22 protein-coding genes and 1 pseudogene are annotated in these 25813 nt (G+C 69.6%); 18 read left to right on the top strand and 5 right to left on the bottom strand.

Translation table 11 applies throughout. The features are described from left to right. Positions 1 to 60 precede the first annotated feature (60 nt). The 6 genes from H4W31_RS24660 (at position 61) to H4W31_RS24635 (ending at position 6472) form a co-directional block, all read left to right on the top strand. Complete coding sequence (locus tag H4W31_RS24660; protein ID WP_192768817.1) at positions 61 to 1068, top strand: ABC transporter substrate-binding protein; 1008 nt, start codon at positions 61 to 63, stop codon at positions 1066 to 1068. After that, positions 1055 to 2107: a FecCD family ABC transporter permease gene (locus H4W31_RS24655; RefSeq protein ID WP_192768816.1), complete on the top strand. Its 1053-nt coding sequence runs from the start codon at positions 1055 to 1057 to the stop codon at positions 2105 to 2107. The genes H4W31_RS24660 and H4W31_RS24655 overlap by 14 nt, the downstream gene beginning before the upstream one ends. 4 nt (positions 2108 to 2111) lie before the next feature. Next, positions 2112 to 3179, top strand: a complete 1068-nt coding sequence (locus tag H4W31_RS24650) for a FecCD family ABC transporter permease (RefSeq protein ID WP_192768815.1) — start codon at positions 2112 to 2114, stop codon at positions 3177 to 3179. Continuing rightward, the gene (locus tag H4W31_RS24645; protein ID WP_192768814.1) at positions 3176 to 3949 is read left to right on the top strand and encodes an ABC transporter ATP-binding protein; all 774 of its coding nucleotides are present in this window, start codon (positions 3176 to 3178) and stop codon (positions 3947 to 3949) included. The genes H4W31_RS24650 and H4W31_RS24645 overlap by 4 nt, the downstream gene beginning before the upstream one ends. A gap of 235 nt (positions 3950 to 4184) precedes the next feature. Continuing rightward, complete coding sequence (locus H4W31_RS24640) at positions 4185 to 4334, top strand: hypothetical protein (protein WP_192768813.1); 150 nt, start codon at positions 4185 to 4187, stop codon at positions 4332 to 4334. Then, positions 4331 to 6472, top strand: coding sequence for an MMPL family transporter (locus H4W31_RS24635; protein WP_192768812.1), 2142 nt, complete (start codon positions 4331 to 4333; stop codon positions 6470 to 6472). Before H4W31_RS24640 ends, H4W31_RS24635 begins: the two co-directional genes overlap by 4 nt. Positions 6473 to 6572: 100 nt before the next feature. Here the strand turns inward: H4W31_RS24635 and H4W31_RS24630 are convergent, their stop codons facing one another. After that, on the bottom strand, positions 6573 to 7220 hold the full coding sequence (locus tag H4W31_RS24630) for a TetR/AcrR family transcriptional regulator (RefSeq protein ID WP_192768811.1): 648 nt from the start codon (positions 7218 to 7220) through the stop codon (positions 6573 to 6575). A 105-nt stretch (positions 7221 to 7325) separates the two neighbouring features. Here H4W31_RS24630 and H4W31_RS24625 point away from each other — a divergent pair, with 105 nt between their 5' ends. The 8 genes from H4W31_RS24625 to H4W31_RS24590 all read left to right on the top strand — a co-directional run bounded on the left by H4W31_RS24625 (position 7326) and on the right by H4W31_RS24590 (position 17395). Further along, complete coding sequence (locus tag H4W31_RS24625; RefSeq protein ID WP_192768810.1) at positions 7326 to 7676, top strand: DoxX family protein; 351 nt, start codon at positions 7326 to 7328, stop codon at positions 7674 to 7676. Between the two features lie 33 nt (positions 7677 to 7709). Then, the gene (locus H4W31_RS24620) at positions 7710 to 8702 is read left to right on the top strand and encodes an aldo/keto reductase (protein WP_192768809.1); all 993 of its coding nucleotides are present in this window, start codon (positions 7710 to 7712) and stop codon (positions 8700 to 8702) included. A 344-nt stretch (positions 8703 to 9046) separates the two neighbouring features. Continuing rightward, the gene (locus H4W31_RS24615) at positions 9047 to 10447 is read left to right on the top strand and encodes an aldehyde dehydrogenase family protein (protein WP_192768808.1); all 1401 of its coding nucleotides are present in this window, start codon (positions 9047 to 9049) and stop codon (positions 10445 to 10447) included. Continuing rightward, on the top strand, positions 10447 to 12054 hold the full coding sequence (locus tag H4W31_RS24610; protein WP_192768807.1) for a sugar ABC transporter ATP-binding protein: 1608 nt from the start codon (positions 10447 to 10449) through the stop codon (positions 12052 to 12054). The genes H4W31_RS24615 and H4W31_RS24610 overlap by 1 nt, the downstream gene beginning before the upstream one ends. After that, positions 12038 to 13165 carry an ABC transporter permease gene (locus tag H4W31_RS24605; RefSeq protein ID WP_225945660.1) on the top strand — a complete coding sequence of 376 codons (1128 nt, stop codon included), beginning with the start codon at positions 12038 to 12040 and terminating at the stop codon, positions 13163 to 13165. Before H4W31_RS24610 ends, H4W31_RS24605 begins: the two co-directional genes overlap by 17 nt. Before the next feature lie 88 nt (positions 13166 to 13253). Then, a complete protein-coding gene (locus H4W31_RS24600) occupies positions 13254 to 14219 on the top strand; it encodes a substrate-binding domain-containing protein (RefSeq protein ID WP_192768806.1) in 966 nt (321 codons plus the stop codon). Between the two features lie 209 nt (positions 14220 to 14428). Further along, complete coding sequence (locus H4W31_RS24595) at positions 14429 to 16309, top strand: discoidin domain-containing protein (RefSeq protein WP_225945659.1); 1881 nt, start codon at positions 14429 to 14431, stop codon at positions 16307 to 16309. 213 nt (positions 16310 to 16522) lie between these two features. Further along, positions 16523 to 17395, top strand: a complete 873-nt coding sequence (locus H4W31_RS24590) for a peptidoglycan-binding protein (RefSeq protein ID WP_192768805.1) — start codon at positions 16523 to 16525, stop codon at positions 17393 to 17395. Positions 17396 to 17546: 151 nt separating this feature from the next. Here the strand turns inward: H4W31_RS24590 and H4W31_RS24585 are convergent, their stop codons facing one another. Next, complete coding sequence (locus H4W31_RS24585) at positions 17547 to 18371, bottom strand: SAM-dependent methyltransferase (RefSeq protein ID WP_192768804.1); 825 nt, start codon at positions 18369 to 18371, stop codon at positions 17547 to 17549. Positions 18372 to 18585: 214 nt separating this feature from the next. Between H4W31_RS24585 and H4W31_RS24580 the strand changes: the two genes are divergently transcribed. The 3 genes from H4W31_RS24580 to H4W31_RS24570 are packed head-to-tail and all read left to right on the top strand — an operon-like array spanning position 18586 to position 19593. Further along, entirely contained in the window at positions 18586 to 18912 is a 327-nt protein-coding gene (locus H4W31_RS24580) for a PadR family transcriptional regulator (RefSeq protein WP_192768803.1), read from the top strand. Further along, positions 18909 to 19265, top strand: a complete 357-nt coding sequence (locus tag H4W31_RS24575; protein WP_192768802.1) for a DUF1048 domain-containing protein — start codon at positions 18909 to 18911, stop codon at positions 19263 to 19265. Before H4W31_RS24580 ends, H4W31_RS24575 begins: the two co-directional genes overlap by 4 nt. Before the next feature lies 1 nt (position 19266). After that, complete coding sequence (locus H4W31_RS24570; RefSeq protein ID WP_192768801.1) at positions 19267 to 19593, top strand: DUF1048 domain-containing protein; 327 nt, start codon at positions 19267 to 19269, stop codon at positions 19591 to 19593. 685 nt (positions 19594 to 20278) lie between these two features. Here the strand turns inward: H4W31_RS24570 and H4W31_RS24565 are convergent. Together H4W31_RS24565 and H4W31_RS24560 are read right to left on the bottom strand one after the other, a co-directional pair. Continuing rightward, complete coding sequence (locus H4W31_RS24565) at positions 20279 to 21058, bottom strand: maleylpyruvate isomerase family mycothiol-dependent enzyme (protein WP_192768800.1); 780 nt, start codon at positions 21056 to 21058, stop codon at positions 20279 to 20281. Positions 21059 to 21173: 115 nt separating this feature from the next. Further along, positions 21174 to 21551 (bottom strand): annotated as a pseudogene (locus H4W31_RS24560) (dihydrofolate reductase family protein); the annotation flags it as partial. Positions 21552 to 21864: 313 nt separating this feature from the next. On the opposite strand from H4W31_RS24560, the gene H4W31_RS24555 reads away from it, so the two are divergent. Next, positions 21865 to 24687: an AfsR/SARP family transcriptional regulator gene (locus H4W31_RS24555; RefSeq protein ID WP_192768798.1), complete on the top strand. Its 2823-nt coding sequence runs from the start codon at positions 21865 to 21867 to the stop codon at positions 24685 to 24687. 7 nt (positions 24688 to 24694) lie between these two features. Here H4W31_RS24555 and H4W31_RS24550 read toward each other — a convergent pair whose 3' ends face one another. Then, a complete protein-coding gene (locus H4W31_RS24550; protein ID WP_192768797.1) occupies positions 24695 to 25558 on the bottom strand; it encodes a hypothetical protein in 864 nt (287 codons plus the stop codon). Between the last annotated feature and the right edge of the window lie 255 nt (positions 25559 to 25813).

The following is a 25813-nucleotide window of genomic DNA, read 5'->3' as shown; positions in this document are numbered from 1 at the left end:
CCTAACCTAACCGTCGAGCCAGGAAGGCTCAGTCGACCCCGAGAGAACGGAACCACCACCATGCGCGCATGGCGTCCGGTCCTGGCCGTGGCCGCGTTGAGCGTCGTGCTCGCCGGCTGCGGCAGCAGCGGTTCCAGTACCGACGACACTCCCGCCGCCGACGGTCCCTGGGAGTTCACCGGTGGCTCCGGCCAGGTCGTGAAGGCGGACAAGACCCCCACCCGGATCATCGCGCACGCGGGCGAGGCGGCCGCGCTGATGTCCTTCGGTATCAAGCCGGTCGGCATCTTCGCGGACGAGTCGGTCAAGACCGACCTCAACCTGAAGAACCTCGACCTGTCCGGGATCGAGATCCTCGGCGAGGAGTGGGGGAAGATCGACGTCGAGAAGGCCGCCGCCCTGCGACCGGACCTCATCGTCGGCGACTGGTGGCCGGCCGAGAAGGCGCACAGCGGCATGGAGGAAGGCGTCGACGAGAAGAGCAAGAAGCTCGCCGAGTTGGCCCCCGTCACCGGAGTCACCCAGGGTAAGTCGATCGTCGCGCTGGCCGAGGGGTACGAGGATCTCGCCGAGAGCCTCGGCGCCGACGTGAACAAGCCGGAGATCGCGGCGAACAAGAAGCGCTTCGAGGAGGCGGTCACCGCCTTCAAGGCGGCGACCGCGACCAAGCCCAGCCTGACCGTCGCGGCGATGGCGCCCGCCGACGACAAGGTGTACGTGGCCAACCCCGAGTACGCGCCCGAACTGCTGGACCTGCAGAGCTGGGGCCTGAAGGTGATGAACCCGGCCAGCCCGGACCCCGGCTTCCCGTACTGGGAGAACCTCAGCTGGGAGAACGCGGACAAGTACCAGCCGGACCTGATCCTGTGGGACGGCCGTACCTTCACCCCCACGGTCAACACCGAGTGGAGCAAGAAGCAGCCGACCTGGTTCAAGGTCAAGGCGGCCAAGGCCGGAGCGGTGGTCGCCTGGCCGGCGTTCTGGCTGCACACGTACGGCGACTTCGCCACCGAGCTGACCAAGCTGACCGAGGCGGTCAAGGCCGCGGATCCGAATGTCGGCAACTAGCCGGTACGCGACGCGCACCTCGGGCCGCGGCGGGCGGCGGGCCACCGCTCTGGGCCCCGGGCTCGCCGCGCTCTGCGTGGTCCTCGCCGTCGTCGCGTTCCTGAGCGTGACAATGGGTTCCCGTTCCATCGGGCTGTCCGAGGTGCTGCGCGCCCTCGGCAACCTGGACAGCGACGGGTCGATCACCAGTACGGTCACGCTGGAGCTGCGGGTACCCCGTACCCTGCTCGGCATCCTGGTCGGCGCCGCGCTCGGCGTCGCCGGGGCGATCCTGCAGGGCGTCACCCGCAACCCGCTCGCCGACGCCGGGATGATGGGCATCAACTCCGGTGCCGCCGTCCTCGTCGTCTTCGCCGTCACGGTGCTCGGCGTACAGGGCGTCGGCGTCTACATCTGGTTCGCCTTCGCCGGAGCGATCGGGGCGCTCGTGCTGGTCTACGCGATCGCGTCGCTGGGCCGGGAGGGCGCCACGCCGGTCAAGCTGGCCCTGGCCGGAGCCGCGGTCACCGCCGGTCTCGTCTCGGTGACCACCGGGATCGTGATGACGAACGTGGACGCGCTCAACGAACTGCGCTTCTGGCAGGTCGGCTCCCTCGCCGGCCGCTACACCCCGATCCTGACCGGAGTCGCGCCGTTCCTGCTGATCGGGTTGGCCGCCTCGCTCGGATTCGGGCGTGTCCTCAATGGTCTCGCGCTCGGCGAGGACACGGCCCGTGGGCTCGGCCAGAACGTCACCCGGACCCGCACGGCGGCCTTCGCGGTGGTCGCGGTGCTCGCCGGGGCGGCCACCGCCGCCTGTGGGCCGATCGTCTTCATCGGACTCGTCGTACCGCACGTGGCCCGGCTGCTCTGCGGTCCCGACTACCGGTGGATCCTGCCGTACTCGATGGTGCTGGCGCCGATCGTGCTGCTCCTGGCCGACGTACTCGGTCGGGTCGTGGCCGCCCCCGACGAACTCCAGGTCGGTGTGGTGCTCGGGGTGATGGGCGCGCCCGCGTTCGTGGCGATCGTGCGCTACGGCCGGCTCTCGGAGGTATGAGCGGATGACGGCAGTGACCCACCCGACCATCGCCCCGACCGGCACGGCGGCGTCGGCGCTGCGGGACAACCGACGGCGTCGGCGGGCCCGTTCCGTCCTGGTGACCTGTGCCCTGGTCGTGGCCGTGGCCGCGCTCTTCGTCTTCACCATGATGGTGGGGAGCTTCCGGATCGGCGCCGGAGAGGTCGTCGCCTCGGTGCTGCACCTACGCGACAACCCCAGCGTCGACTTCGTCGTGCGCGGCCTGCGGCTGCCGACCGCCGCCTCCGCGCTGACGGTCGGTCTCGCCCTGGGCGCCTCCGGGACGATCTTCCAGCAGCTGCTGCGCAATCCTCTCGCCTCCCCGGACTTCGTCGGCATCACCTCCGGGGCCGGGCTCGCCGCCGTCACCGGAATCGTGCTGCTCGAGGCCGGCGGGCTCGTCATCAGCGGGTTCGCCCTCGGCGGGGCCATCCTCGCCGGCCTGGCGATGTACCTGTTGGCCTGGCGCGACGGTGTCACCGGCTACCGGTTCATCCTCATCGGAATCGGCGTGGCGATCTTCTTCGACGGTCTCATCGGCTACGTGCTCAGCCGGGCCCGGCTCTTCGAGGCCCGCCAGGCGATGCACTGGCTGACCGGCTCCGTCGGGCAGGCGAGCCCCGAGGAACTGCGCCTGCTCGTCGGCGCCCTGCTCGTCCTGCTACCCGTCGCGGTGCTGCTCCAACGGCCGCTGCGGGCCCTCGAACTCGGCGACGACGCCGCCCGTACCCTGGGCACCCGACCCGACCTCAGCCGCGCCGGCCTCCTCGCGACCGGCATCGTGCTGGTCGCCCTCGCGGTCGCCGTGGCCGGCCCCATCGTCTTCGTGGCCCTCGTGGCCGGGCCGATCGCCAACCGACTGCTCGGCCCGGCCACCGGGGGGATCCTGCCCGCCGCGCTGGTCGGCGCGGCGCTGCTGCTCGTCGCCGATCTCGTCGCCGTGCACCTGCTGCCCACACCGCTGCCCACCGGCGTGGTGACCGGCGCGGTCGGTGCTCCCTATCTGCTGTGGCTGCTGGCCACCACGAACCGGCAAGGAGCGGGTGGATGACCCGACTGCGCGCCGAGGGCCTGACCCTCGGATACGACGACCGGACCGTCGTCGCCAACCTCGACGTCTCCGTGCTCGACGGCAGGATCACCGCCATCGTCGGTGCCAACGCCTGTGGCAAGTCCACCCTGCTGCGCGGGCTGGCCCGACTGCTGCCGGCGCGCGGCGGCGCCGTCTACCTCGACGACCGGGCCGTCGCCGACCTGCGTACCCTCGACGTGGCGAAGGTGCTCGGGCTGCTTCCGCAGACCCCGGTCGCCCCCGACGGCATCACCGTCGCCGACCTCGTCTCCCGCGGCCGTTATCCGCACCAGGGCTGGTTCCGGCGCTGGACCGACCGCGACCACGACGCGGTCACCCGGGCACTCGACGCCACCGGCACCGCAGACCTGATCGACCGTCCGATCCGGGACCTGTCCGGCGGCCAACGGCAGCGTGTCTGGGTCGCCATGGCCCTGGCCCAGGAGACCGACCTGCTGCTGCTCGACGAGCCCACCACCTACCTGGACATCAACCACCAGGTCGAACTGCTGCGACTGCTCCGCAAGTTGAACGCCGAGTCCGGCAAGACCATCGTCGTCGTCCTGCACGATCTCAACCTCGCCTGCCGGTTCTGCGACCACGTCATCGCGATGTCGGACGGCGCGATCGTCGCCGAGGGCGCCCCGACCGACGTGGTCAGCGCCGAACTGGTCGAGAAGGTCTTCGGGCTCAGCTGCCTCGTCGTACCCGATCCCGTCGCCGGCACACCGATGGTGGTCCCCGCCTAGGCTCGGGGCCCGTTCCGATCGGCGACCGGGGCCGCCAGTACTTCCCCGGAGGTAGTTTCCGACGGTCTACGTCACCGGCGGCAGCGGCAAGTGTCTTCCTCCGCCCGACGACGATCGCCCGCCTCGGGCGGCATCGTGGCTGCACACGGCCGGCACCTGCGCCACGCTCGCGAGCTGTGAGCGGACAGGTGCGGCCCGGCACGTCCGGTCAGCCATCGGAGACCCAGGAGACGCGATGCAGACACCTGCGGATATCGACCAGACCGTGGCCTGGAACGGCTACCGGGGCCCGGACCGGAGCGGCCGTCAACACCGCCACCACGGCGGGACGTACGCCCCCTCGTTGGCGCCGACGGTACGGGCCACTCTCCCGGTGGCGGCATGATCCGCTTCTCGCACTTCGTCCTGCGGCACAGGCTCGCGGTGACCCTGTCCTGGCTCGTCCTCTTCCTCGCCGGAGGTGTGGCCGCCGGCCAGTTGTCGGACCAGTTGACCCGTGACTTCTCGTTCCCGAGCACAGCGGCCGACGAGGCGAACGAGGCGATCCTGACCACCTACGGCAACGGCGCCCGGACCTATCCGCTGGTTCCGGTGGTCGTGCTGCCCGAGGGAACCAGCGTCGACGCTCCCGTGGTCGGGCAGGCGTTCGAGGCGGCGGCGGTCGCCCCGCGACTGCGGGTGGTGTCGTATTCCTCCACAGGGGACCGTCGCTTCATCGGCACCGACGGGCGTACCGTCTTCGGGCTTGTCTTCCTGCCGCCGGCCGGCCCGGCGCCGGCATCCGACCGCGGGTCGGAGATCACCCAGGCGATGTCGCGGGTGCTGCCGGCCGGCGCGACGGTACACGTCACCGGGCTCGACGAACTTTCCACGGTGGACGACACCGGCTCGGGCAGTAGCGTGCTGACCGAGACCCTGATCGGCGCGCTCGGCGCCCTCGTCGTGCTGGCGTTCGTCTTCAGTTCGCTGCTGGCCCTGGTGCCACTGCTGGTGGCGGCCGTGTCGATCCTCACCACCTTCCTCATCGTGCTCGGGCTGACCGCCTTCTCCGAGGTCAGCTTCATCGTGCAGTTCCTCGTCGCGCTGATCGGGCTCGGCGTGGCGATCGACTACTCGCTGCTGCTGGTCACCCGGTGGCGGGAGGAACGGGCCCACGGCCACTCCGGCGACGACGCGGTGCACCGGGCGATGGCGAGCGCGGGACAGTCCGTGCTGTTCAGCGGTGTCACCGTGGCCATCGGGCTGATCGCGCTGGTCGTGCTACCCGTACCGTTCATGCGCAGCGTCGGGTACGCCGGCATGCTCGTACCGCTGGTCAGCGTACTGGTGACCCTGACCCTGCTGCCGGTGCTGCTGGCCACCGTCGGGCGTCGGGTGGACTGGCCCCGGCTGCGCCGGGAGGACAACGCGAGCCGCTTCTGGTGCCGCTGGGCCAGCGGTGTGGTTCGGTTCCGCTGGCTCGCCGCCGCCGTCGGCGTACTGATCCTCGGCGGCCTCGCGGTCTCGGCGACCGGCCTCAAGCTCGGCGACGCCGATTCCGCGGCACTGGCCCGCTCGGCCAGGCCGGCCGCGGCTGCTGGTCTGGCGGACCTGACCCGGGCCGGTGTCCCCAGCGGCGTGCTGACACCTATCGAGGTGCTCATCCCCGACGGCGCGGCGGGACCCGCCGAGCTGGACAGGCTGCCCGGCAGCTACGCGGCCGTCGCACCTCCCGGCGCCGCCTGGCAACGGGACGGGACGCGGCTGCTGGTCGTGCTGCCCCACGACGAGGCGAGCAGCGACGGCGGCAAGGCCACCATCACCCGGGTACGCGACAGCGTGGACGCCATCGGCGGGGCTCAGGTGGGCGGGTTCGGGGTGCTCGAAAAGGACGCCCAACAGGCCCTCTACGGACCGCTCCCGTTCCTCCTGGCCGTGATCGGACTGATCACGTTCATCCTGCTGGCCCGGGCCTTCCGCTCGTTGCTGCTGGCGCTCAAGGCGGTGCTGCTCAACCTGCTCTCCCTGGCCGCCAGTTACGGCGTGCTGGTCCTCGTCTGGCAGCACGGTTACGGATCAGAGCTGGTCTGGGGCATACCGGCGACCGGTACGGTGACCTTCTGGGTACCGCTGATGTGCTTCGCGTTCCTCTACGGGCTCTCCATGGACTACGAGGTCTTCATCCTCGCCCGGATGCGTGAGGAGTACGACCGCACCGGGCAGACCCGTACCGCGATCGTCGAGGGCATCGGCCGCACCGGAAGACTGGTCACCAGCGCCGGACTGATCCTGTTCCTCGCCTTCCTCTCGCTCTCCACGGCGCCGAGTACCGAGATCAAGATTCTGGCGACCGGTCTGGGCGCGGGCATCCTGCTCGACGCGACGGTGGTGCGTTGCCTGCTGGTACCTGCCACGGTGTCGCTGTTCGGCCGCTGGAACTGGTGGCTGCCCAACTGGGCCGCCCGCCTGTTACGCCTTCCCGTGCCGGCACCCGATACCCCGGCCGGTACGCCTGCGCCAACCCCTCTGACCAGGGTGGGCTGAACGTCTGGATGTACGCCCCGACCGGGGACCGCCACCTCGCCCCGATCCCCTGGTTGCCCGCCGTCCTCCACCCGGCAGCCCTGGCCAGCGTTCCCGCCGGTCAGGGCTGCTGCTTGCGGTAGCCGTACAGGAAGGTGCGGACGCCCGCGGTGACCGCCTCGGTGATCTCCTGCTGAGTGGGCGCCGCGCCGGGCTGGGTGGGTAACCCGGCCGACACCAGCAGCATGAGGTGCAGAGCCGCGCGATCGGGATCATCGACGGTCAGGATTCCCTGGTCGGTCAGCTCGCCGAGGCGGCCGGCCAGTTCGCCGCGGACGCGTACCGGTCCGGCTCGCCGCCAGGCGCTGGTCGCGCTCTCCACCGCGGGCCCGGACTCGGCCCCCAGCCGCTGGACCAGCGTGAAGTGGTCGGCGTGCGTGGGCATCGGGGTGACCCAGGCGCGGCCGAAGTCGACCAGGTCGGCCTCGAGATCGGTGACCTTGCGCAGGTACCGGTCGATGATCGCGATCTGCGCCTCGGCGGCGTTCGTCGAGCTGTGCTCCAGCACCTGCTGGAAGAGGTCCGCCTTGTCGGTGAAGTGGTTGTAGATGGTGCGGGTGGAGACCCCCGCCCTGGCGGAGATCGCGTCGATGCTCGCGCCCGCGTACCCGTCGCGGGCGAAGACGCTGAGCGCGCCGGCGAGGATCGCCTGACGCTTGCCGCTGCCCCTGCCGGGCGACTGCTCCCTGCCGGAACCTCTGCTGGTCATCGGTACCTCCAGTGAAAGTGCAATGTGCGTTGTACTTTTTACAATGCACGTTGTACTTTACATGAGTGCCGGGGAGATCCGCCCCTCGGCTTCCAAGGAGGAACCATGTCCACCGCGTACGTCGTCGCCGCGATCATCACGGCAGTTGTCCTCGCCTTCTCCGCCCGCAATATCCTGGTCCGCGATCCGGACGTGGTCGCCGTCCTGACCCGTGTCGGAGTCACGCCGGCGCTGATCCCGGCCCTGGCCCTACCCAAGATCGCCGGAGCGGTTGGTCTGCTCGCCGGCATCGTCTACCGCCCGCTCGGCCTCGCGGCCGGAATCGGCGTCGTGCTCTTCTTCACCGGCGCCGTCCTGGCCCACCTGCGCGTGCGGGATGCCAAGGGCGCGCTCGGCCCGGCCGTGCTGGCACTCATCGGCGCCGCCGCTCCCTGCCTCGCCATCGCCACTGTCTGAACCCCACACGCCTGGAACGAGAAGGAGCACTTCATGCGGTACCGAACGCTGGGCCCCACCGGACTCCGAGTGTCAGAGCTGTTCCTGGGCGCCACGTCCTTCACCGCCCGCTGGGGACCGGGCGATCCCGACGAGTACCAGCGCATGCTCGGCACCTACGCCGACGTCGGCGGCAACGTCATCGACACCGCGCTGGCCTACGAGGAGAGCGAAGAGGTGGTGGGCGCCCTGCTGACAGGTCAACGCGACCGCTTCGTCCTGTCCACCAAGTACACGGCCGCACGTGACCCCGCCGACCCGAACGCGGCCGGCAACCACCGCAAGAACCTGCGGCTGTCTCTCGAAACGAGCCTACGACGGCTGCGCACCGACCACATCGACCTGTACTGGGTGCAGGTCTGGGACCGTCACACGCCCGTCGAGGAGACCATGCGGGCCCTCGACGACGCCGTGCGCGCCGGCAAGATCCTCTACACCGGGTTCTCCAACGCCCCAGCCTGGCTCGTCGCCCGGGCCAACACGCTCAGCGAATGGCGCGGCTGGACCCCGTTCGCCGGCATTCAGGTGCCCTACAACCTCTTGGACCGCGACATCGAGCGGGAGCTACTGCCCATGGCACACGCCCTCGGCCTCTCCGTCGCGGCCTGGCGCCCGATCGCCCAAGGCGCCCTGGCCGGCCTGGCGACCCGCCCGCTCAGCCCCCGCGAGCAGACCGTCGTCAGCACGGTGCAGGCCGTCGCCGTCGAACTGAACGCCACCCCGGCACAGGTAGCGATCGCCTGGATCCTGGCCCGTTCGCGGGCCATCCACCCCATCATCGCCGCAACGAGCGCGGACCAGCTCGCCGAAAGCCTCGGCTCGACCGAGGTACGGCTACCCGAGGAGGCGGTCACCCGGCTCACCGCAGCCACCGACTTCACGGCCGGCTATCCGGCAGACTTCATCGCCGTCGGCGAACACGACCCGTGGCTGTACGGCGACACCGCTCCGCTGGTAGATCCGCCGCGTGCCGCCTGGCCAGCCTGAGGTGGAGCTGTGTCTCCGCACTGGAATCCACCGTCCGGATGGCCCCGATCCCGGTGTGAACCGCTCAGCTGCTGGTCGGGCCCGATATCCGGGCTGCCCGACCGGCCCTGCCGGCGTGCGCGGCCGACCCTCGCCGTTCCGCCGGTCCGGCCGATCCTCGCGTCCGTCGGTGCGGCGCCGGCTGTCCGCAACGTGGGACGGAATTCATCCAACGTATTGACGAACCTCGCGAGGGCCTGTGAACATTCGACCAACGATCCGAAACTTTGTGACGGCTGACGGAAAGTCCTCGGCGGCTGGCAGAAAGCTCTTGCATGCTGCGACGATTCGTTTGGAGCGAGCGGATGTCCGCATCGGACCTGGTCATCACCGTCCACAATCCCGGCACCGGCGAGCCGATCGGTGAGATCGCCGCCACCAGCCCGGAAGGGCTCCTCGATGCGGTCGGGGCGGCCCAACTCGGCCAGGCGGCCATGGCGGCGATGCCGGCCCACGAGCGGGCCGGCCTGCTGCAGCGGATCGCCGAGCTGATCGAGGGAGAGCAGTCGGAACTGGCCCGGCTGCTCGCGGCCGAGAACGGCAAGCCACTGCTCCAGACCCGGGCCGAGGTAGCAGCGGCGATCCGGATCTTCCGGGGCTTCGCCGCCGAGGCGACCAGGATCTTCGGCCGGCAGACCCCGCTGGACGCCGTACCGGGACTGGAGCGGCACCTCGCGGTGACCGTACGCGAACCGCTCGGCGTCGTCGCGGCGCTCGTGCCGTTCAACTATCCGGTCGAGTTGTACGCGCACAAGGCCGCCGCCGCGCTCGCGGCCGGCAACGCCGTACTGGTCCAGCCACCGGCGCGCTGCCCGCTGGCACTGGTCCGGATCGCCGAGCTGGTGGAGCTGGCCGGCGCACCCCCGTACGCCCACCAGTTGGTGCCCGGCGGCGTGCAGGTCTCGCAGGCACTGGCGGAGCTGCCCGGTATCGCCGCCGTCAGCCTGACCGGCAGCACGGAGGCGGGCCGGGAGATCGCCCGCCGAGGCGCCCGGACGTTGAAGAAGGTCCTGCTCGAACTCGGCGGCAACGACGCGCTGATCGTCTGCGCCGACGCCGACATCGAGGCGGCGGCCCGGGCGGTCGTGCTGGGCCGGCTGGCCCGGGGTAACGGACAGATCTGCTGCGCGGTCAAGCGGGTCTACGTACAGGACCCCGTGTACGACGACTTCGTCTCCGCGCTGCTCGCCCAGACCGGGAAGCTCTCCGTCGGAGACCAGTTGCTGGAGTCGACCGACGTCGGGCCGCTGATCGCCGAGTCCGCGGCCGAGCGGGTCGAGGCGGCCGTCGGCCGGCTGGTCGCCGACGGTGCCCGGCTGGTGGCCGGTGGCGAACGCCGGGGCGCCTTCGTCGACCCGGTGGTGCTGGTGGACGTACCGGCCCGGAGCGGGGCGTTCGCCGAGGAGATCTTCGGACCGGTCGCCCCGGTCGCCAGGTTCGCCGACCCCGCCGAAGCGGTCCGGATGGCCAACGAGTCGCCGTACGGGCTCCAGGCCGCGGTCTTCACCCGGGACATCTCCCGGGCGTTCCGGATCGCCCGCCAACTCGACGTCGGCACAGTGGTGATCAACGGCTCGACCGCGCTGCGTGCCGAGAACCTGCCGTTCGGCGGTACCAAGGACACCGGCGGCAATCGCGAGGGGCTGCACGAAACGCTGCTCGACCTCACCCGGCAGAAGACCATCGTGGTGATGGAGGCGTTCTAGTGACGCTGGAGCTGCGCGGCGTACGCAAGGACTTCGGCGGCGTACGGGTGCTGCACGGGGTGGACATCACCGGGCGGCCGGGTGAGGTGCTCGCCATCGTCGGCGCCAACGGGGCGGGCAAGTCCACACTGATCAAGATTCTGGCCGGGGCGCTGCCGATGAGCGGCGGCGAGCTGCGGCTGGACGGCGTACCGGTGGAACCGCGCTCGCCACACGACGCGCACGACCTGGGCATCCGTACCGTCTATCAGGAGCTGACGCTGATCGGCGAGCTGTCGGTGACCGAGAACCTGTTGCTGGGCAACTTCCCCCGCCGCCGTACCGGCCTGATCGACTGGCCGGCCGCACACGCCCGGGCCGGAAAGCTGCTGGCGGAGATCGGCTTCGGCGCGGTCGACCCCCGGTCGATCGCCGGCCGACTGTCGGTGGCCCGGCAGCAGATGGTCGAGATCGCGAAGGCGCTGGTCAGCGAACCCCGGGTACTGGTGCTTGACGAGCCGTCGGCCGTGCTCGCCGGCAGTGACCTGGACTCTCTGTTCGGCCTGATCCGGCGGCTGCGGGAGCGTGGCGTGCTGGTCATCTACGTCTCGCACCGGTTGGCCGAGGTGCTGGACCTGGCCACCTCGATCGTGGTGATGAAGGACGGCCGGGTGATCGAGACGACCGAACCCGGGCGGACCAGCGAGGACGAGCTGATCCGGCTGATGGCGGGCCGGCGGTTGGAACAGATCTATCCGGACCGGCGGACCGGGTTCGGCGAGCCACGGCTGCGGGTTGCCGGGCTTTCCCGGCCGGGTGAGTTCACCGACGTCTCGTTCACGATCCATGCCGGGGAGATCGTCGGGATGTTCGGCCTGGTCGGGTCGGGGCGCAGCGAGCTGGCCCGGTGCGTGTTCGGCGCCGAGCCGTCCTCGGCGGGCGAGGTGCGGGTCGCCGAGCCAGGAAGCGCGGACGCAGCGGCGGCGGACGAGCGGTCCGCCGGTACCGACGGACCGGACGGCGGCCCGGCACCGGAGGCGGCGGCCGGGGCCGGACCGGCGCAGCGCCACCGGTCCGGTGCGGCCACCTTCCGGACCCCGGCCGAGGCCATCGCCGCCGGGCTCGCGCTGGTCACCGAGGACCGCAAGCGCACCGGTCTGGTTCCCGAGCTGACGGTACGGGCCAACATCGCGTTGACCACGCTGTACTCGATGACCCGGGCCGGCCTGGTCGACGCGGCTCGGCAACGCCGGGCGGTCGACGACCTGATCGACCGGTTGGACATCCGGCCGGCGCACTGCGGCTCGATGCCGGTGGTACGGCTCAGTGGCGGCAACCAGCAGAAGGCCGTACTGGCGAAGTGGCTGCTGGCCGGCCCCCGGGTGCTGATCCTGGACGAGCCGACCCGGGGTGTGGACATGGCGACCCGGATGAGCATCTACCGGATGGTCGACGACCTCGCCCGGGACGGACTCGCGGTGCTGCTGATCTCCTCCGACCTGACCGAGGTGCTCGGGGCGACCGACCGGGTGCTGGTGATGCGCGAGGGTCGGATCACCGCCGAACTGGACGCCGACCGGACCACCGAGGACGAGATCCTCGGATACGCGATTGGACGGACCGGATGACGTCGACTGCGACGAGCCAGATGACGTCGACTGCGACGTGCCGGATGACGTCGACTGCGACGAGCCGGATGACGTCGACTGCGACGAGCCGGATGACCTCGATTGGACGGGCCGGATGACCGGACAGCTCACCAGAACGACGCCGGACCCGGCGACCGAGCCCATCCGACGGTCCCGGCTGACCATCGCGGGCCGGCCGGTGACGGTCGAGACCGCGTTCATCGCGCTGGTCGTGGTGGTTCTGGCGGTGGCGGCGCTGACCTCGGACGCCTTCCTGACCCAGACCAATCTCACCAACCTGCTCAAGCAGATGGTCACCACCGGGCTGCTGGCCTTCGGCATGCTGGTGGTGATCCTGACCGGCGGCATCGACCTGTCGGTCGGCTCGGTCGTCGCCTTCGCGGGCATCGTCTCCGCGGGCCTCGTCTCGGGCCTGCCACTGCCGTTGGCGATGGCGGTCGGGATCGCCAGTGGTATCGCGTTCGGACTGGTCAACGGCATCCTGGTCGCCCGGTTCGAGTTGGCGCCCTTCGTGGTCACCCTGGCGGCGCTGACCACCATCCGGGGGCTGGCCTTCGTCTACTCCGAGGTGCCCATCGCACCGGAGAATCCGGACTTCTTCTGGCTCGGCTCGGCGATGCTCGGCCCGATCCCACTCACCACCGTGATCATGGCGGCGGTGTTCCTGGCCGGCGGGGTGTTCCTGAGCCGTACGCCGGCCGGCCGGGCGATCATCGCGATCGGCGGCAACGCCGAGACCGTACGCCTGGCCGGCATCAACGTACGCCGGCACGTGATCGGGGCGTACGCGATCAGCGGAGCGTGCGCCGGCCTGGCCGGGGTGATCCTGGCCAGCCGGGTCGGCATCGCCCAGCCGAGTGTCGGGGTGGCGTTCGAACTCGACGCCATCGCCGCCTGTGTGATCGGTGGGGCGAGCCTGGCCGGTGGCCGGGGATCGGCCCGGGCCACTCTCGGCGGCGTGCTGGTACTGGTCCTGATCAACAACCTGCTCAACCTCTACGACGTGCAGAGCTTCTGGCAGCAGGTGCTCAAGGGCATCGTCATCGTCGTGGTCATCGGAGTGCAACGTGCGAGCCGGCCCCGGGCCTGAACGGTCCGGCGCCGGGACCGTCCCACCGACCGGCGCCTGATCCGGCCTGGTCGGTTCCACACCCCACCACAGGATGGAGAACCGGCAGATGAACGCGAAGCGGCTCAGAGGTCTGTTACTCGTCGGCGTGCTCGCCGCCGGCCTGGCGGCCTGCTCGGACGGCGACGGCGGGTCCGGCGGCGACAACTCGTACACGATCGGTGTCGCCAACTTCACCCTCGGCGGCCCCTACTTCAGCGGCATGGACAAGGCCATCGCGGCCCAGGCCGAGAAGAAGGGAAACGTCGAGATCCTCAGCACCGACGCCAACGGCGACGCGGCGAAGCTGGCGTCCAACGTCGAGGACCTGCTCAGCAAGAACGTGGACGCGGTCATCATCTCGGGCGGTCCGCTGGAGTCCGCGCCGGCGGTGCTGAACGCGATCAAGGCGGCCGGCAAGCCGGTGGTGCTGGTGGACCGGAAGTTCGCCACCGGCGAGTACACGAGTTGGATCGGCCCGGACAACGAGGCGATCGGCCGACAGAACGGCGAGTTCCTGGCCCAGCGGCTGGCCGGCGGCGGCAAGGTCGGCATCATCAAGGGCGGCCCGGCGGACAACAGCATCGGGCTCGCCCGTACCAACGGGGTGAAGGCTGCCTTGCAGGGCAAGCCCGGGATCGCGCTGGTCGAGGCGCCGGACTTCGGCAACTGGAGTTCCGACGGCGGGCTGACCGTGATGGAGAGCCTGCTCGCCACCAACGCCGATCTGACGGCGGTGTTCTGCGAGAACGACGCGATGTGCCTGGGCGCGCAGCGCGCGGTGGCCGACGCCGGTAAGGCGTCCCAGATCGTCATCGCCGGTGTCGACGGGCAGGCCGAGGCCCTGAAAGCGATCATGGACGGCACCAACTACCTGGTCACCGGCCTGAACGACGCCGACATCATCGGCAGCATGGGCCTGGACCGGGCGGTCGAGATCCTGGGCGGCGCCACGGTGCAGAAGGACACCGTGGTCGACTCGCCCCGGGTCACCAAGGAGAACGCAGCGCAGTTCCTGAAGGACGGCAAGTTCTGACCGTCCGCAAGGACAACGGAACCCCGCGACCCCGGGCCGGTCACCCCGGCCCGGTGTCCGGCGGGTCCGGGCCGGTCCAGGTGGCGAATCGGCGGCGCCACCCGGAATCGAGGGCACGGGAATCGGAGGTGCATCTGTCTGCCGGTCCGCGTACGGACCGAGGTCGGCGACGCTCAACTCTTTACCCCGTCGAGTGAAGGGTGCCAACCATGCACGGACAGCTCAACAGCAGGACCCGCCGGTCACTGTGGACCGTGGCCACCGCGACCCTGGTCGCGCTCGCCATGGCGACACCGGGCGCGGCCGGGTCCCCCACCACCAGAACCACGACGGCGACGGGCACCAACGCCATCGCCGGCAGCGCGGACGATCCGACCCGGGCGGGTTGGACCCTACGGTACGAGGAGAACTTCAGCGCCCCGCTGGGCGGGGCCAACACGCCCTGGGTACGGGAAACCTACGCCCAGCCGTTCGACACGATCATGGATGACGCCGGGCAGTGGTACCGCAACGACTACGGGCCGGCCTGGAACACGGCGTTCAACTCGTTCTCGACGTACCGCAAGGAGTTCCCGGTCGGTCAGGACGGCTGGCTGACGGCCTCCCTCTCGGCCCGGGACTGGAACAACGACGGTGTGATCGAGGCACCGCCGTCGATCAGCACCCAGGCGCTCGGCGCCGAGCACGTGGCCCGGCTCAACGTGCCGGACCACACCGGCGGGGCGATCTTCCGGCCCAGCCGGCAACTGCCGAACCAGTACCGGATCGAGTACAAGCTGAAGACCCTCGATTTCGGCGGCAAGCGCAACGGCAGCATCTCGTACGACGGCCGGGAGAACGGCTACAGCACCTCCGGCTGCAAGACCCAGCACCCGTGGGGTGAGGGTTCGGACAGTCCGGGCTGGTCCGGTGACGCCTCAGTACCGTACTGCGAGTGGCAGGACGTCCGCCGTGGGGCGTACGGCTACAACGGGTTCCACTTCCTGTCGATCGTCGACTTCGCCAACCCGGCGCCCCGGAACAACCACTTCTGGCACTACCGCCGCAAGGTTCTGATGGACTCGTTCTCCCAGCACCCGGACCGGGTCGGCTCGGGCACCGGCGGCCGGGTCTGCAACTCGAACACGAACACGTACTACAACTACCGGGACAGCAGCTTCAACACGGTGAACATGTGGATCAGCGGAATGCCGAACTGGAACCCCGGCCGGGGCGGGCTGGCCGGCAACTCGCAGTGGTTCATGTCCAACTGCTCCGGCGGGGTGGCCGAGCAACAGCTCTCGTCGGCGGCCGAACTCCAGCCCGAACTGATGCCGAACGAGTTCTACACCTTCGCGATCGAGCGGGACGCCACCGGCTACGTGCTGGAGGCGAGCGGCAACTTCGCCCGGGTCGGCCAGAAGACGATCCGATTCCACCGCCCGTTCGTGGTCGGCAACGCGCCGATCTGGCACTACAACACCCAGCCGGCCGAGTACGACGGCCGGTTCAACGGCAACCTGGTGCAGAACGACTACAACGGCAGCACCACCTGGCCGAACCAGTGGCCGGCCGGCTCGGCGTACCCGGACTGGTTCGTGATCGGTGACCTCTACACCAACGTGTACGAGGGCAGCGCCAGCCTGACCGACATCCGGCTGTACGAACCGGCGCAGCCACCGACGGGCGGCAACCTGGCGTTGAACCGTCCCACCACCGCCGACAGCCAGTGCGCGGCGGCCGAGGCGCCGGCCAAGGCGGTCAACGGCAGCTGGTCCGGCGGCACCACCGACAAGTGGTGCTCGCTCGGCGCCAACAAGTGGCTGCGGGTCGACCTCCAGGCCGACCGGCAGGTCGGGCGGCTCGTGGTCCGGCATTCCGGGGCGGGTGGTGAGAAGCCGAGCTGGAACACCCGGGACTTCGACCTTCAGGTCAGTACCGACGGCACGGTCTGGACCACCGTCGCCTCGGCCCGGGGCAACACCGCCGACGTCACCACGCACTCGGTGACCCCGAGAACCGGCCGGTACGTCCGGCTGAACGTGCTGAACCCGACGAGCGACAGCGACCGGGCGGCCCGGATCTTCGAACTGGAGGTGTATCCGAACTGACCCGATCCGGGTACGACGAAGGGCCGGCCCCGGCGAGGGCCGGCCCTTTCTGCTATTGCGGGCGATCCCGACCCCGATCCCTCGCCGCCGGACCCAAGCGCGCAGGTCACGGCCGCCCATCGACAAAGGTGTTGGTAACTTTCTTCCACGTCTGGCGACGATCCTGTAGGTTCTTACCACCCTTGGAGATCAATACGAAGAACGGAGCTCGTCATGAACCTGCCCGTCACGCAAACCGGCCGGTCGAGGCGATGGTTGCTGTCGCGCGGTGCGGCCGTCGCGGCGGCGGCGGTCGGCGCGGACACGGTGTTCGCCATGGACGCCTCGGCGCTCGCGCTCCCGGTCGTCGACATGGAGATGGTCCTCCTCGCCGCCCAGGTCGACCCACCCAAGAGCGGCACCGGGCTCACTGCCGGGGCGGCGCCGCACGCCCTGGAGGTGGAGCGGGCCCTGCAGGCCAAGGGTCTGTTGGCTTCGGGCGTCGTCGATGGACACTACGGAACCTCGACCGTCGCCGCCTACGCTGCCTGGCAGCGGTCTCTCGGATACTCGGGTCTCGACGCGAACGGCTTTCCGGGACCCACCTCGTTGACCAGCCTCGGGGCCAACAGATTTACGGTTACCAGGGCCGTCTCCAGCGGCTCGCGGAGCAGCACGTACGGTGGCGCGCGGGTCAACACCCGCACCCGCGACATGCTCACGGCCGCCGATGCCATGCTGTCGTGGAGCCTGGTCCTCAGCCAGGGCTCGTACACCTCGACGAACCCCAGCTCCGCCGGCACGCATGACGGCGGTGGAGTGGTCGACATTTCGGTGACGAATCTGACCACCACCCAGCGCTGGCAGACGGTGCTGGCGCTGCGCACGGTCGGCTTCGCCGCCTGGTTGCGCAATCCGTCCCAGGGATCGTGGCCCTACCACATTCACGCCGTCGCGATCTCCGACCCCGACCTTGCCACAGCCGCCGCCAACCAGGTCCACGACCACTACTTCGGCCGAAACGGCCTGGCCAATCACGCCGCCGACGACACCCCGACGGCGTACCGGACGGCGTTCACCTGGTGGGAGAAGTACCGCCGAGGCTAGCCCGGCCAGGGCAGGCGGCCACCTGGTGCAGGCCAGGAGTGCCGGTGATGCCCAGCAGACTGCCGACGTCCACTGTGGCCTGGCTTCATGGTCATGGCGAGGTCACCGTGGACGCGGATCAGGTTGAAGGTGAAGGCGGGTATCCGACGACCTACGGTTTGCGGACGATCCCGCACCACTGGTCCACCTCGACCGGCAGGCTGCCGTCGTCCTGCACCTCGGGGCGCCACCGTGAGCACGAGACCCAGCCCGGCTCGACGACCTCAAGGCCGGTGAAGAACTCGGCGATCCGCTCAGGGGTCCGCAGTTTCAGCTTTGGCTGGGCATCGATGTTCCACACGCGGACCGCTTCGGCGGTGGCCTCGCCGTTGACCGCCGTGGTGGTGTTGGCCACGGCCACATAGCTTCCGGACGGCACTGCGGCCAGCAGCCGGTCGATGATCTGCTGCAACTCGTCGTCGTCGTTGATGAAGTGCATGACACCGAGCAGCATGATCGCCACCGGCTCGGAGAGGGTCAGCGTGTTGGCCGCCGTCCGCAGGATCGTGTCCGGGTCGTGCAGGTCGGCGTCGATGTAGTCAGTGGCGCCTCGTGCGGAACTGGTCAGCAGGGCACGCGCGTGCACCAGTACCAGCGGATCGTTGTCGACGTAGACGATCCGTGCTTCGGGGGCCACCCGCTGCGCGACCTCATGGGTGTTGTCCTGAGTGGGCAGCCCGGTGCCGATGTCGAGGAACTGGCGGATCCCCGCCTCGGCGACCAGGTAGTGGACGGCCCGCCCCAGGAACAGCCGGTCGGCGCGCGCCAGCTCGATGACGACGGGAAAGATGCCCTTGACCCGCTCCCCGACCTGCCGATCCACGGCAAAGTTGTCCTTGCCGCCGAGCCAGTAATTCCAGATCCGTGCCGTGTGCGGCACCGTGGTGTCGAGCCTGGAGTTCACCGGCTCTTGGTCGACTGGGGGCGAGTCGGACATATACGCTCCGTTGGACCTAGTCGGGCACGGGTACGGACAAATGCATGGGCAGCATAGTAGAAGTACGGCTCCTCGGCCGCCCCAGCCTGATTCGGCGGTCAGCCACAGGCCCGCGCCTGCACCTTGCGATCGGTCGACATCGACTTCACTACCCCGTGATACTGTGTACTGGTACTCGGTGCCGCAGAGTACTAAGGTAGCCAGGAGGGCCGCGATGGATGACCTGACGGAGATGCTGAAGGGCACTCTCGAGGGCTGTGTGCTTCAGATCATCGGCAACGAGGAGACCTACGGGTACGCCATCACGCGTCGACTGAACGAACTCGGCTTCGTCGACGTCGTCGAGGGAACGGTGTACACGATCCTGCTGCGTCTGGAGAAGAACAGGCTCGTCCAGGTCACGAAACGACCGTCCGGGCTGGGCCCGCCGCGAAGGTTCTATGCGCTCAATGACGCGGGACGCGACGAACTCGCGACGTTCTGGGCGAAATGGGCGTACGTCTCATCACGCATCGACAAGCTCAAGGAGGGTGGGGAATGAACTTCTGGGAGACCATCACAGGCAGCGATCTCACCAGGGAGTGGAAGACGTTCGAAGCCCGGGCCGCGGCATTGCCCCCCGACTACCGGGCGGCGTGGGAAAAGATCAAGGCTCACACCTGGCCCTACTCGGACTTCACTGGCCGCAACCTGATGCCGATTCTCGACGGTGCTCTGGGGCTGCTCGAAGAGACGGCGGCCGAGGGGCAGAGCGTCCACGAGGTGCTGGGTGACGACATCGGGGGCTTCTGTGCGGCGCTGGCCGGCGGCGAGGGGGCCCGAGGCTATCGCGACCGGTGGCGCGAGCAGTTGAACAGGAACGTCGCTAGGAAATTGGGCCAGCCAGGAGGTTGACGTGGGTATTCAGGACATCATCGAGGGCAAGAAGCAGTGGCGGGCGCACGTGGCCCGGGTCAAGGCGCTGCCACGGGACTACCAGATCGTCTACAAGGAGATTCAGAGGTACTTCTTCAAGGTCGGGCCGGTCGGGCTGGCTGACGGGACTCTGCTCTCGGGGATCGTCGATTTCTTCGAGGAGGGCGTTGCGGACGGCAAGGGAGTCCTGGAGCTCATCGGCAACGACGTCGCGGCCTTCTGCGACGACCTGGTGAAGGACTCGCGCACCTACGCGGACATCTATCAGGAATCCATCAGCGGGAAACCCGGAACGGCCGCGAAGTAGCACCCGTCGACCTCTCCCGTATCCCGGCCAGCCCGTTGATCGGGTGCCCGCTCATCAGCGTATGACGCTTGAGTCAAACTTCGGGTCGGTGCCTCGTCCGTCGTCTGCTCCTGCCAAAGCCGCAGTGGGGTTGACCCCAGCAGCGGGTGATCGGGTCGGTGAGACGACGGGCGGGGCTGGGTGGACATCGGCACGGCTGGCGCTGGCCTCGGGTGCCATACCGCTCATGACGAGAGCGAGACCGCGATAGTAGTTGTCGGTCCAGACGCAGATGTTGTGCGCCTTGCAGACCGACTCGCTCGCCAGGGCACGGAGCTCGTAGTGCGGCCCTGCGGCCACGGTCGCGGTGATGACCCGCTCACCGCCCTCCCCCGCCAGGCCGGTACCCGTGTCACCGCCGCTGGCACGGACTCGGGTGCTCACGCCAGCAGAGCCGCGGTGAGTGCCAGGACCAATGCCAGGGACGAGCCCAATCGTCGCCGATGGTGCATCGCTTCCTCCGATTCACGGGGCCGAGAAACACATCGCGAGGCATCACACCAGAGCCCGGCTTCAGATCGGCTTCGCCCAGCCGGACCCTTTGGCGTTCGAAGCTCAGCGTCGGCTACGCGACCTGCTCCTACTCGTTGGCTGCTCGTCAGCGGCGCCGGCAGCGCTGGGGCGCGAGGTCGCATCCAGGCGCGGGTCAGGGGTCGGTGACCCAGTCCATGTGGCCGACCCAGTGGTCGAGCAGTGCCCGATCCCCGTGCAGTTCCAGGGTAGAAGCCGCCTCCAGCGGGCGACGGCGGCTGAGCACGAGCAGCAGTTCGGCGGCTGGGCCACGGACCGCGACGTCCGCCTTGGTGTGCGTGCGTTCCAGGACGACCATGTCCGGTTCCCGGCGTGCCAGCCACTCCCCGGGCGCGTCGGTCGCGTGGAAATGCAGCGTCTGGCCGGTCCCGCGCATCGCATCGGCGAAGTCTGGCTTGTTCTCCCAGTAGCCGCGGGAAGTCATCGTGTCCAGCCAGTCCTCGATGGCCGCAACGGCAGGCTCCGGTGCCAGCTCATACCGCATCCCGAGCGCCGCGGCCGCGTCCGCGCGATGGACGCAAACCTCGCCGAACAGCCGACGTGACCAGAACGGCACGCCCGCAGCCGCGCCGGACGGATCCCACACCGGCGTGTCATCGGCGACCGATTCGAACGCCTGTTTCGCCTCGGCCGCGCCCTCGGTCAGCCAGGCGCGCCACTGGTCCGAGTCGGTCGGGGCCGGAACGTAGCCGGCGAACGCCCTGCTCGGCTCGGTCATCCGCTCACCCACGAGCATTGCCACCATGCGCTGTGTCGCGGCGACATGGTCGACAAGATCAGCCAGCGTCCACTTCGGACACGTTGGCACCCGGGCCGCCGCATCCCTGCCGTGCACCCAATCGGCGAACGTGTTCGTCTGTTCGACAACGGCGCTCAAATACGCGGACGTGTCCATCGCTGCACCTCCAGGTGCTCCGTCGATACTTGCTGAAAATTCGTCATGGAACCGGACCCCGGGCGGTCGGCCGATTCGACGGCGTACATGATCGTATTTCCCCTGGTCCTTTTCCTCAGGCCCGGGCCGGCCGGTAGCGCAGCCAGACGACTCCGGATCGATAGGGCGTGGCCACGACCAGCTGCAGGCGGATCGGGCCGACACCATCGAGGATCCTCGGCCCGGCCGGCCAGAGGTGCGGATTCACCCAGCACCAGAACTCGTCGACCAGACCCTGCTGGGCGAGGGTGTGCGCCAGCTCCCCGCATCCGGAGACGATCAGGGTGCCGGCGTGCTTCTCCTTGAGTGCGGGGACGGCCTGGACGACCTTGCCCTCGATGAGGGTGGCGTTCCACTCCAGTGGCCCGGCGAGGGTCCGCGAGGCGACGTACTTCGGCATGCCGTTGATCCGCTCCGCGTAGTGGCCCATCGCCGGGTCCTCGCGCAGGTGTGGCCATGTTCCGCCGAACGTCCAATATCACAGCCGGCACGCTACGCCATCGTAACCAGTTCCTCCCCGCGCCGGGAAATGGCCTCGCGAAAAGGCCGATGTTCCGTGCTACCACCGGACGTGGGCCAGAGCCCTTCGTCTGACATCTCCTGAGTGCGTTCTCGCAAACTGGGTACCGGAACTGCAGCTCGCGGTATTGGCGCAGGAATGACGGACGACGGGCCGGTCGCACACCCCGAGGCTCCACAGCCCTCAGCGGCAACTGCCGAATTTTTAACGTCACGCCGAGGGACCGGCATTGGATATCGTAAATGTTATGCGGGATGTGTTGCAGTTAGCGAGGAATGTCGAGATTCGTGTGCTGGGACCGGTGGAGGTCGTCGCGGCTGGTCAGCTGATCGCGATGGGCCGGGTTCAGCTGCGGACCGTGTTCGCCGCCCTCGCGGTCGACGTGGGTCGGCCGGTGGCTGCCGAGACGCTGGCCGATCGGGTGTGGAGCGGAGCGCCGCCGAAGACCTGGCGGGAGGTGCTGTACTCACACGTCACCAGGATCCGGCATTCCCTGACGGCCGTAGAGGCGGGTGGCGAGCCGGCAGTGTTGCTGCGTCGGCCGGCCGGCTATCTGCTTGATCTCGACCCTGATCTGGTCGACCTGCATCGATTCCGGCGGCTCGTCGGCGCGGCCTCCGTGGCCCAGCGGACGGATCCGGAGCGGGTGGAACTCCTACGATCGGCGCTTACGCTGTGGCGAGGCACACCCCTGGCGGGCGTACCCGGGCCGTGGGCCGATCGCAGCCGCACCGGGTGGTATCAGCATCGGCTGGAGGCCGCCGTGGCGTGGGCGGACGCCGAACTCCGCCTCGGTGACGCGGAGCAGGTCGTCGTCGAATTGCGCGACCTGCTCACGGAGCATCCGCTGGCCGAACAGCTCGCCGGAGTGCTCATGCGGGCGCTGGCCCAGGACGGCCGGTCCGCCGAGGCGCTGGAGTGCTTCGTCGCGCTACGCGCCCGGCTGGCCGACGAGTTGGGCGCAGAGCCGGCGGCCGAGCTGCAGGCCGTACATCAGGCGATCCTGCGTGGTGGGCAGCCCCGGCCATCGGCCGCCGCCCCTGCGCGGCCGGCGCGGCCAGGCTGTCCGCAGCCCGCGCAGCTACCCGCGGCGGTTCCAGGATTCACCGGCCGGCGCAATGCTCTCGCGGAGCTCGACTCGCTGCTCGAGGGGCGGGGCGGGCAGTACATCGCGACGGTCTCGGGGACCGCCGGGGTGGGCAAGACCGCCCTCGCCGTGCACTGGGCGCGCCGGGTGGCCGAGCGGTTCCCGGACGGGCAGCTCTATGCGAACCTGCGCGGTTTCGACGGCTCCACCCGGGCTGTGCGGCCGGCTGCGGTGGTGCGCCGGTTTCTGCTGGCCCTCGGGGTGCCCGCCGAGCGGGTGCCGGAGGACCCGGAGGCACAGGCGGCGCTCTACCGGAGCCTCCTGGCGGGCAGGCGGATGCTGGTACTGCTGGACAATGCCCGCGACTGCACGCAGGTACGGTCGCTGCTGCCCGGTGGTGCTCCCGCGTTCTGCCTGGTCACGAGCCGCAACCAGCTGACCCCGCTCGTTGCGGTCGAGGGAGCCCACCCGCTCTCCCTTGACCTGCTGTCCGCTGCGGAGGCGCGCGAACTGCTGGTGTCGCGGCTCGGTGCCGATCGAGTCGATGTGGAGCCGGCTGCCGCCGAGCAGATCGTTGCCTGCTGCGCCCGGCTGCCGTTGGCGCTGAGCATCACCGCAGCCCGGATCCGCCAATCGGGTTTCCCGCTCGGCGCGCTGGCCCAGGACCTGACCGACGTACGCGGACGACTGGGCGCACTCGACGCAGGCGATCCCGGTTCCCGGGTACGAGCGGTGTTCTCCTGGTCCTACCGGACGTTGACCCCGGCTGCGGCGCGGCTGTTCCGCCTGCTCGGACTGCATCCGGGGCCGGACATCGGCGTGGCCGCCGCCAGCGGCCTCGCCGGGGTCCCCGAGCCCGGCGCGACGGCGTTGCTGGCCGAACTGACCGGCGCGAACCTGGTCGGTGAACACTCCCCCGGCAGGTACGCCTGCCACGACCTCCTCACCGCCTACGCCGCTGACCAGTGCCGGGAGGTAGAGACGGAGGCCGATCGTGCCGCCGCCACCGGCCGGCTCATCGACCATTACCTGCACACCGCGTACGCGGCCGACCTGCTGCTGAATCCGGCCCGAGACCCGATACCCCTGCCGCTGGCCGAGGCGACGCCGGGCAGCGCTGTCCGCCGACCGGTCGACGACCAGGAAGCGCGGGCCTGGCTGACGGCCGAGCATCAGGTGCTGCTCGGCGTGGCGCGGCTCGCCGCCGACACCGGCCACGACCTTCGGGCCTGGCAACTGGCCTGGGTCCTGGACATGTTCCTGCACTGGCGCGGCTTCTGGCACGACCGGTCCCGGATGTGGCAGCTGGCGGTAGTCTCCGCCGAGCGCCTCGCCGCCCCGGTCGCCGCCGCTCACGCGTACCGAGATCTGGCTCGGGCCAACAATCGCCTGCGCCGTTACGCGGACAGCGGCGAGCATCTGAGTCGCGCACTCGAGCTGTTCGGCCGGGCCGGCGACCGGACGGGGCAGGCGCACACCCACCGGGCATTGGCCTCCCTGTGCGAGCGGCAGGGCCAGCCGCGACAGGCACTGCACCATGACGAGCACGCCCTGGCGCTGTTCGCGGCCGTCGGCCATCCGCAGGGCCAGGCCGACGCGCTCAACTCCATCGGGTGGGACCGTTGTCTGCTCGGTGACTACGTCCAGGCACTGCGGTGCTGCCGGCAGGCCCTGGAGCTGCACCAGCAGACCGGGGACAGGTGGGGCGAGGCCACCACCTGGGACAGCCTGGGGTACACCCACCATCACCTCGGCAGCCACGCGGAGGCCGTCCACTGCTATCAGCGGGCGCTCGCCCTGGTACGAGCGCTGGGTGATCGCTGTTTCGAGGCCGACACCCTCACCCGGCTCGCGGACACCCAGGAGGCCGCCGAGGACGTCCGGGCGGCCCGCGAGTCGCTGCGGGCCGCCCTGGACATCCTCCTCGACCTCGGTCATTCGGACGCGGAGGATGTGCGCATCAGGCTGAAGCAATTGCAGTAGTCGATCGTCAGGCCGGGCTGGTCCCGGCGGCCAGGATGAAACCCAGTTCCCGGACGCTGTCGTTCTCGCTGATCGTGTAGAGGCGGCCGTTGCTCCCGTGGAAGGCGACCTCAGCGGCGTCGGAGGAGACGCCCGGGTTGGTGCCGGGCATCATCTGGTAACCCCAGTCCTTGCCCAAGCGGTCCACGGAGGCCCTGGTCGTCCAGAGGTTGCCGTTGGCTCCCTGGAAGGCGATCCGGGTGAGATCCCAGTTGGTCGACATCGTCGACATGGTCGGACTCGTGCCCGGCGCCATGGCGTATCCGGTGTCGTCGGTCCCGCCGCCGACCCGGATGATCCACAGGTTGCCGTTGGCACCCTGGAAGGCGATCACACCGTCCCGCGAGGAGGCCGGGCTGGTGCCAGGCATCATGGCGAGATTGGTACGGCCGCCCAGGGTGGTCCAGAGGTAGCCATCGGCTCCCTGGAACGCGACCTGGTTGTTCGCGGCGATGCTCGGACTGGTTCCAGGCGCCATCCCCAGGCCGGTGTCCGCGGGGCGCCTACCGTCGGTGGTCCACAGGCGGCCGTTGCTGCCCTGGAAGGCGACCCGAGTGCCGTCGGTCGAGATGGTCGGGCCAGTGCCCGGGGCCATGGGCAGGCCGTGGTCCCCGCCCGAGGTGCTGCCGGCCGCGGCGGCCCACAGGTTGCCGTTGCTGCCCTGGAACACCACCGTGCCGGTCAGTACGGTGGTCTGGCCGGTCCCCGCCGAGATGGCCGGGCTGGTTCCCGGCATCACGGAAAAGTTCAGTTCCTTGCCGTTCCCGGTGATTCCGGTGACCCACAGACGTGAATTCGTCGCCTGGAACGCCACGGTTCCCTTGGAAGACATCCTGAGATCAACCGTACGGGCGTGGCCGGGTGTTCCGGCGCCTGCGACCAGCAGCAGGCCGAGGCCGACGCTGAGCGTCCTGGCATGGATGCGCGCGATCCTGCTCCAAGAAAACGACATGTGCGCTCCCGTGTCGTGCGAAAGCCCGGTGCCCCCGCGACATCGACAATGGTCGTACGCCGGACTGGGCATCCGTCTTGACAATTCCTTGACGTCGATGGCGCCGGCTGTCCCGTCGTCCTGGACACCTGAACT

This window comes from Plantactinospora soyae (assembly GCF_014874095.1).
GTDB lineage: Bacteria > Actinomycetota > Actinomycetes > Mycobacteriales > Micromonosporaceae > Plantactinospora > Plantactinospora soyae.
This window is presented reverse-complemented; position numbering and strand designations above follow the sequence as displayed.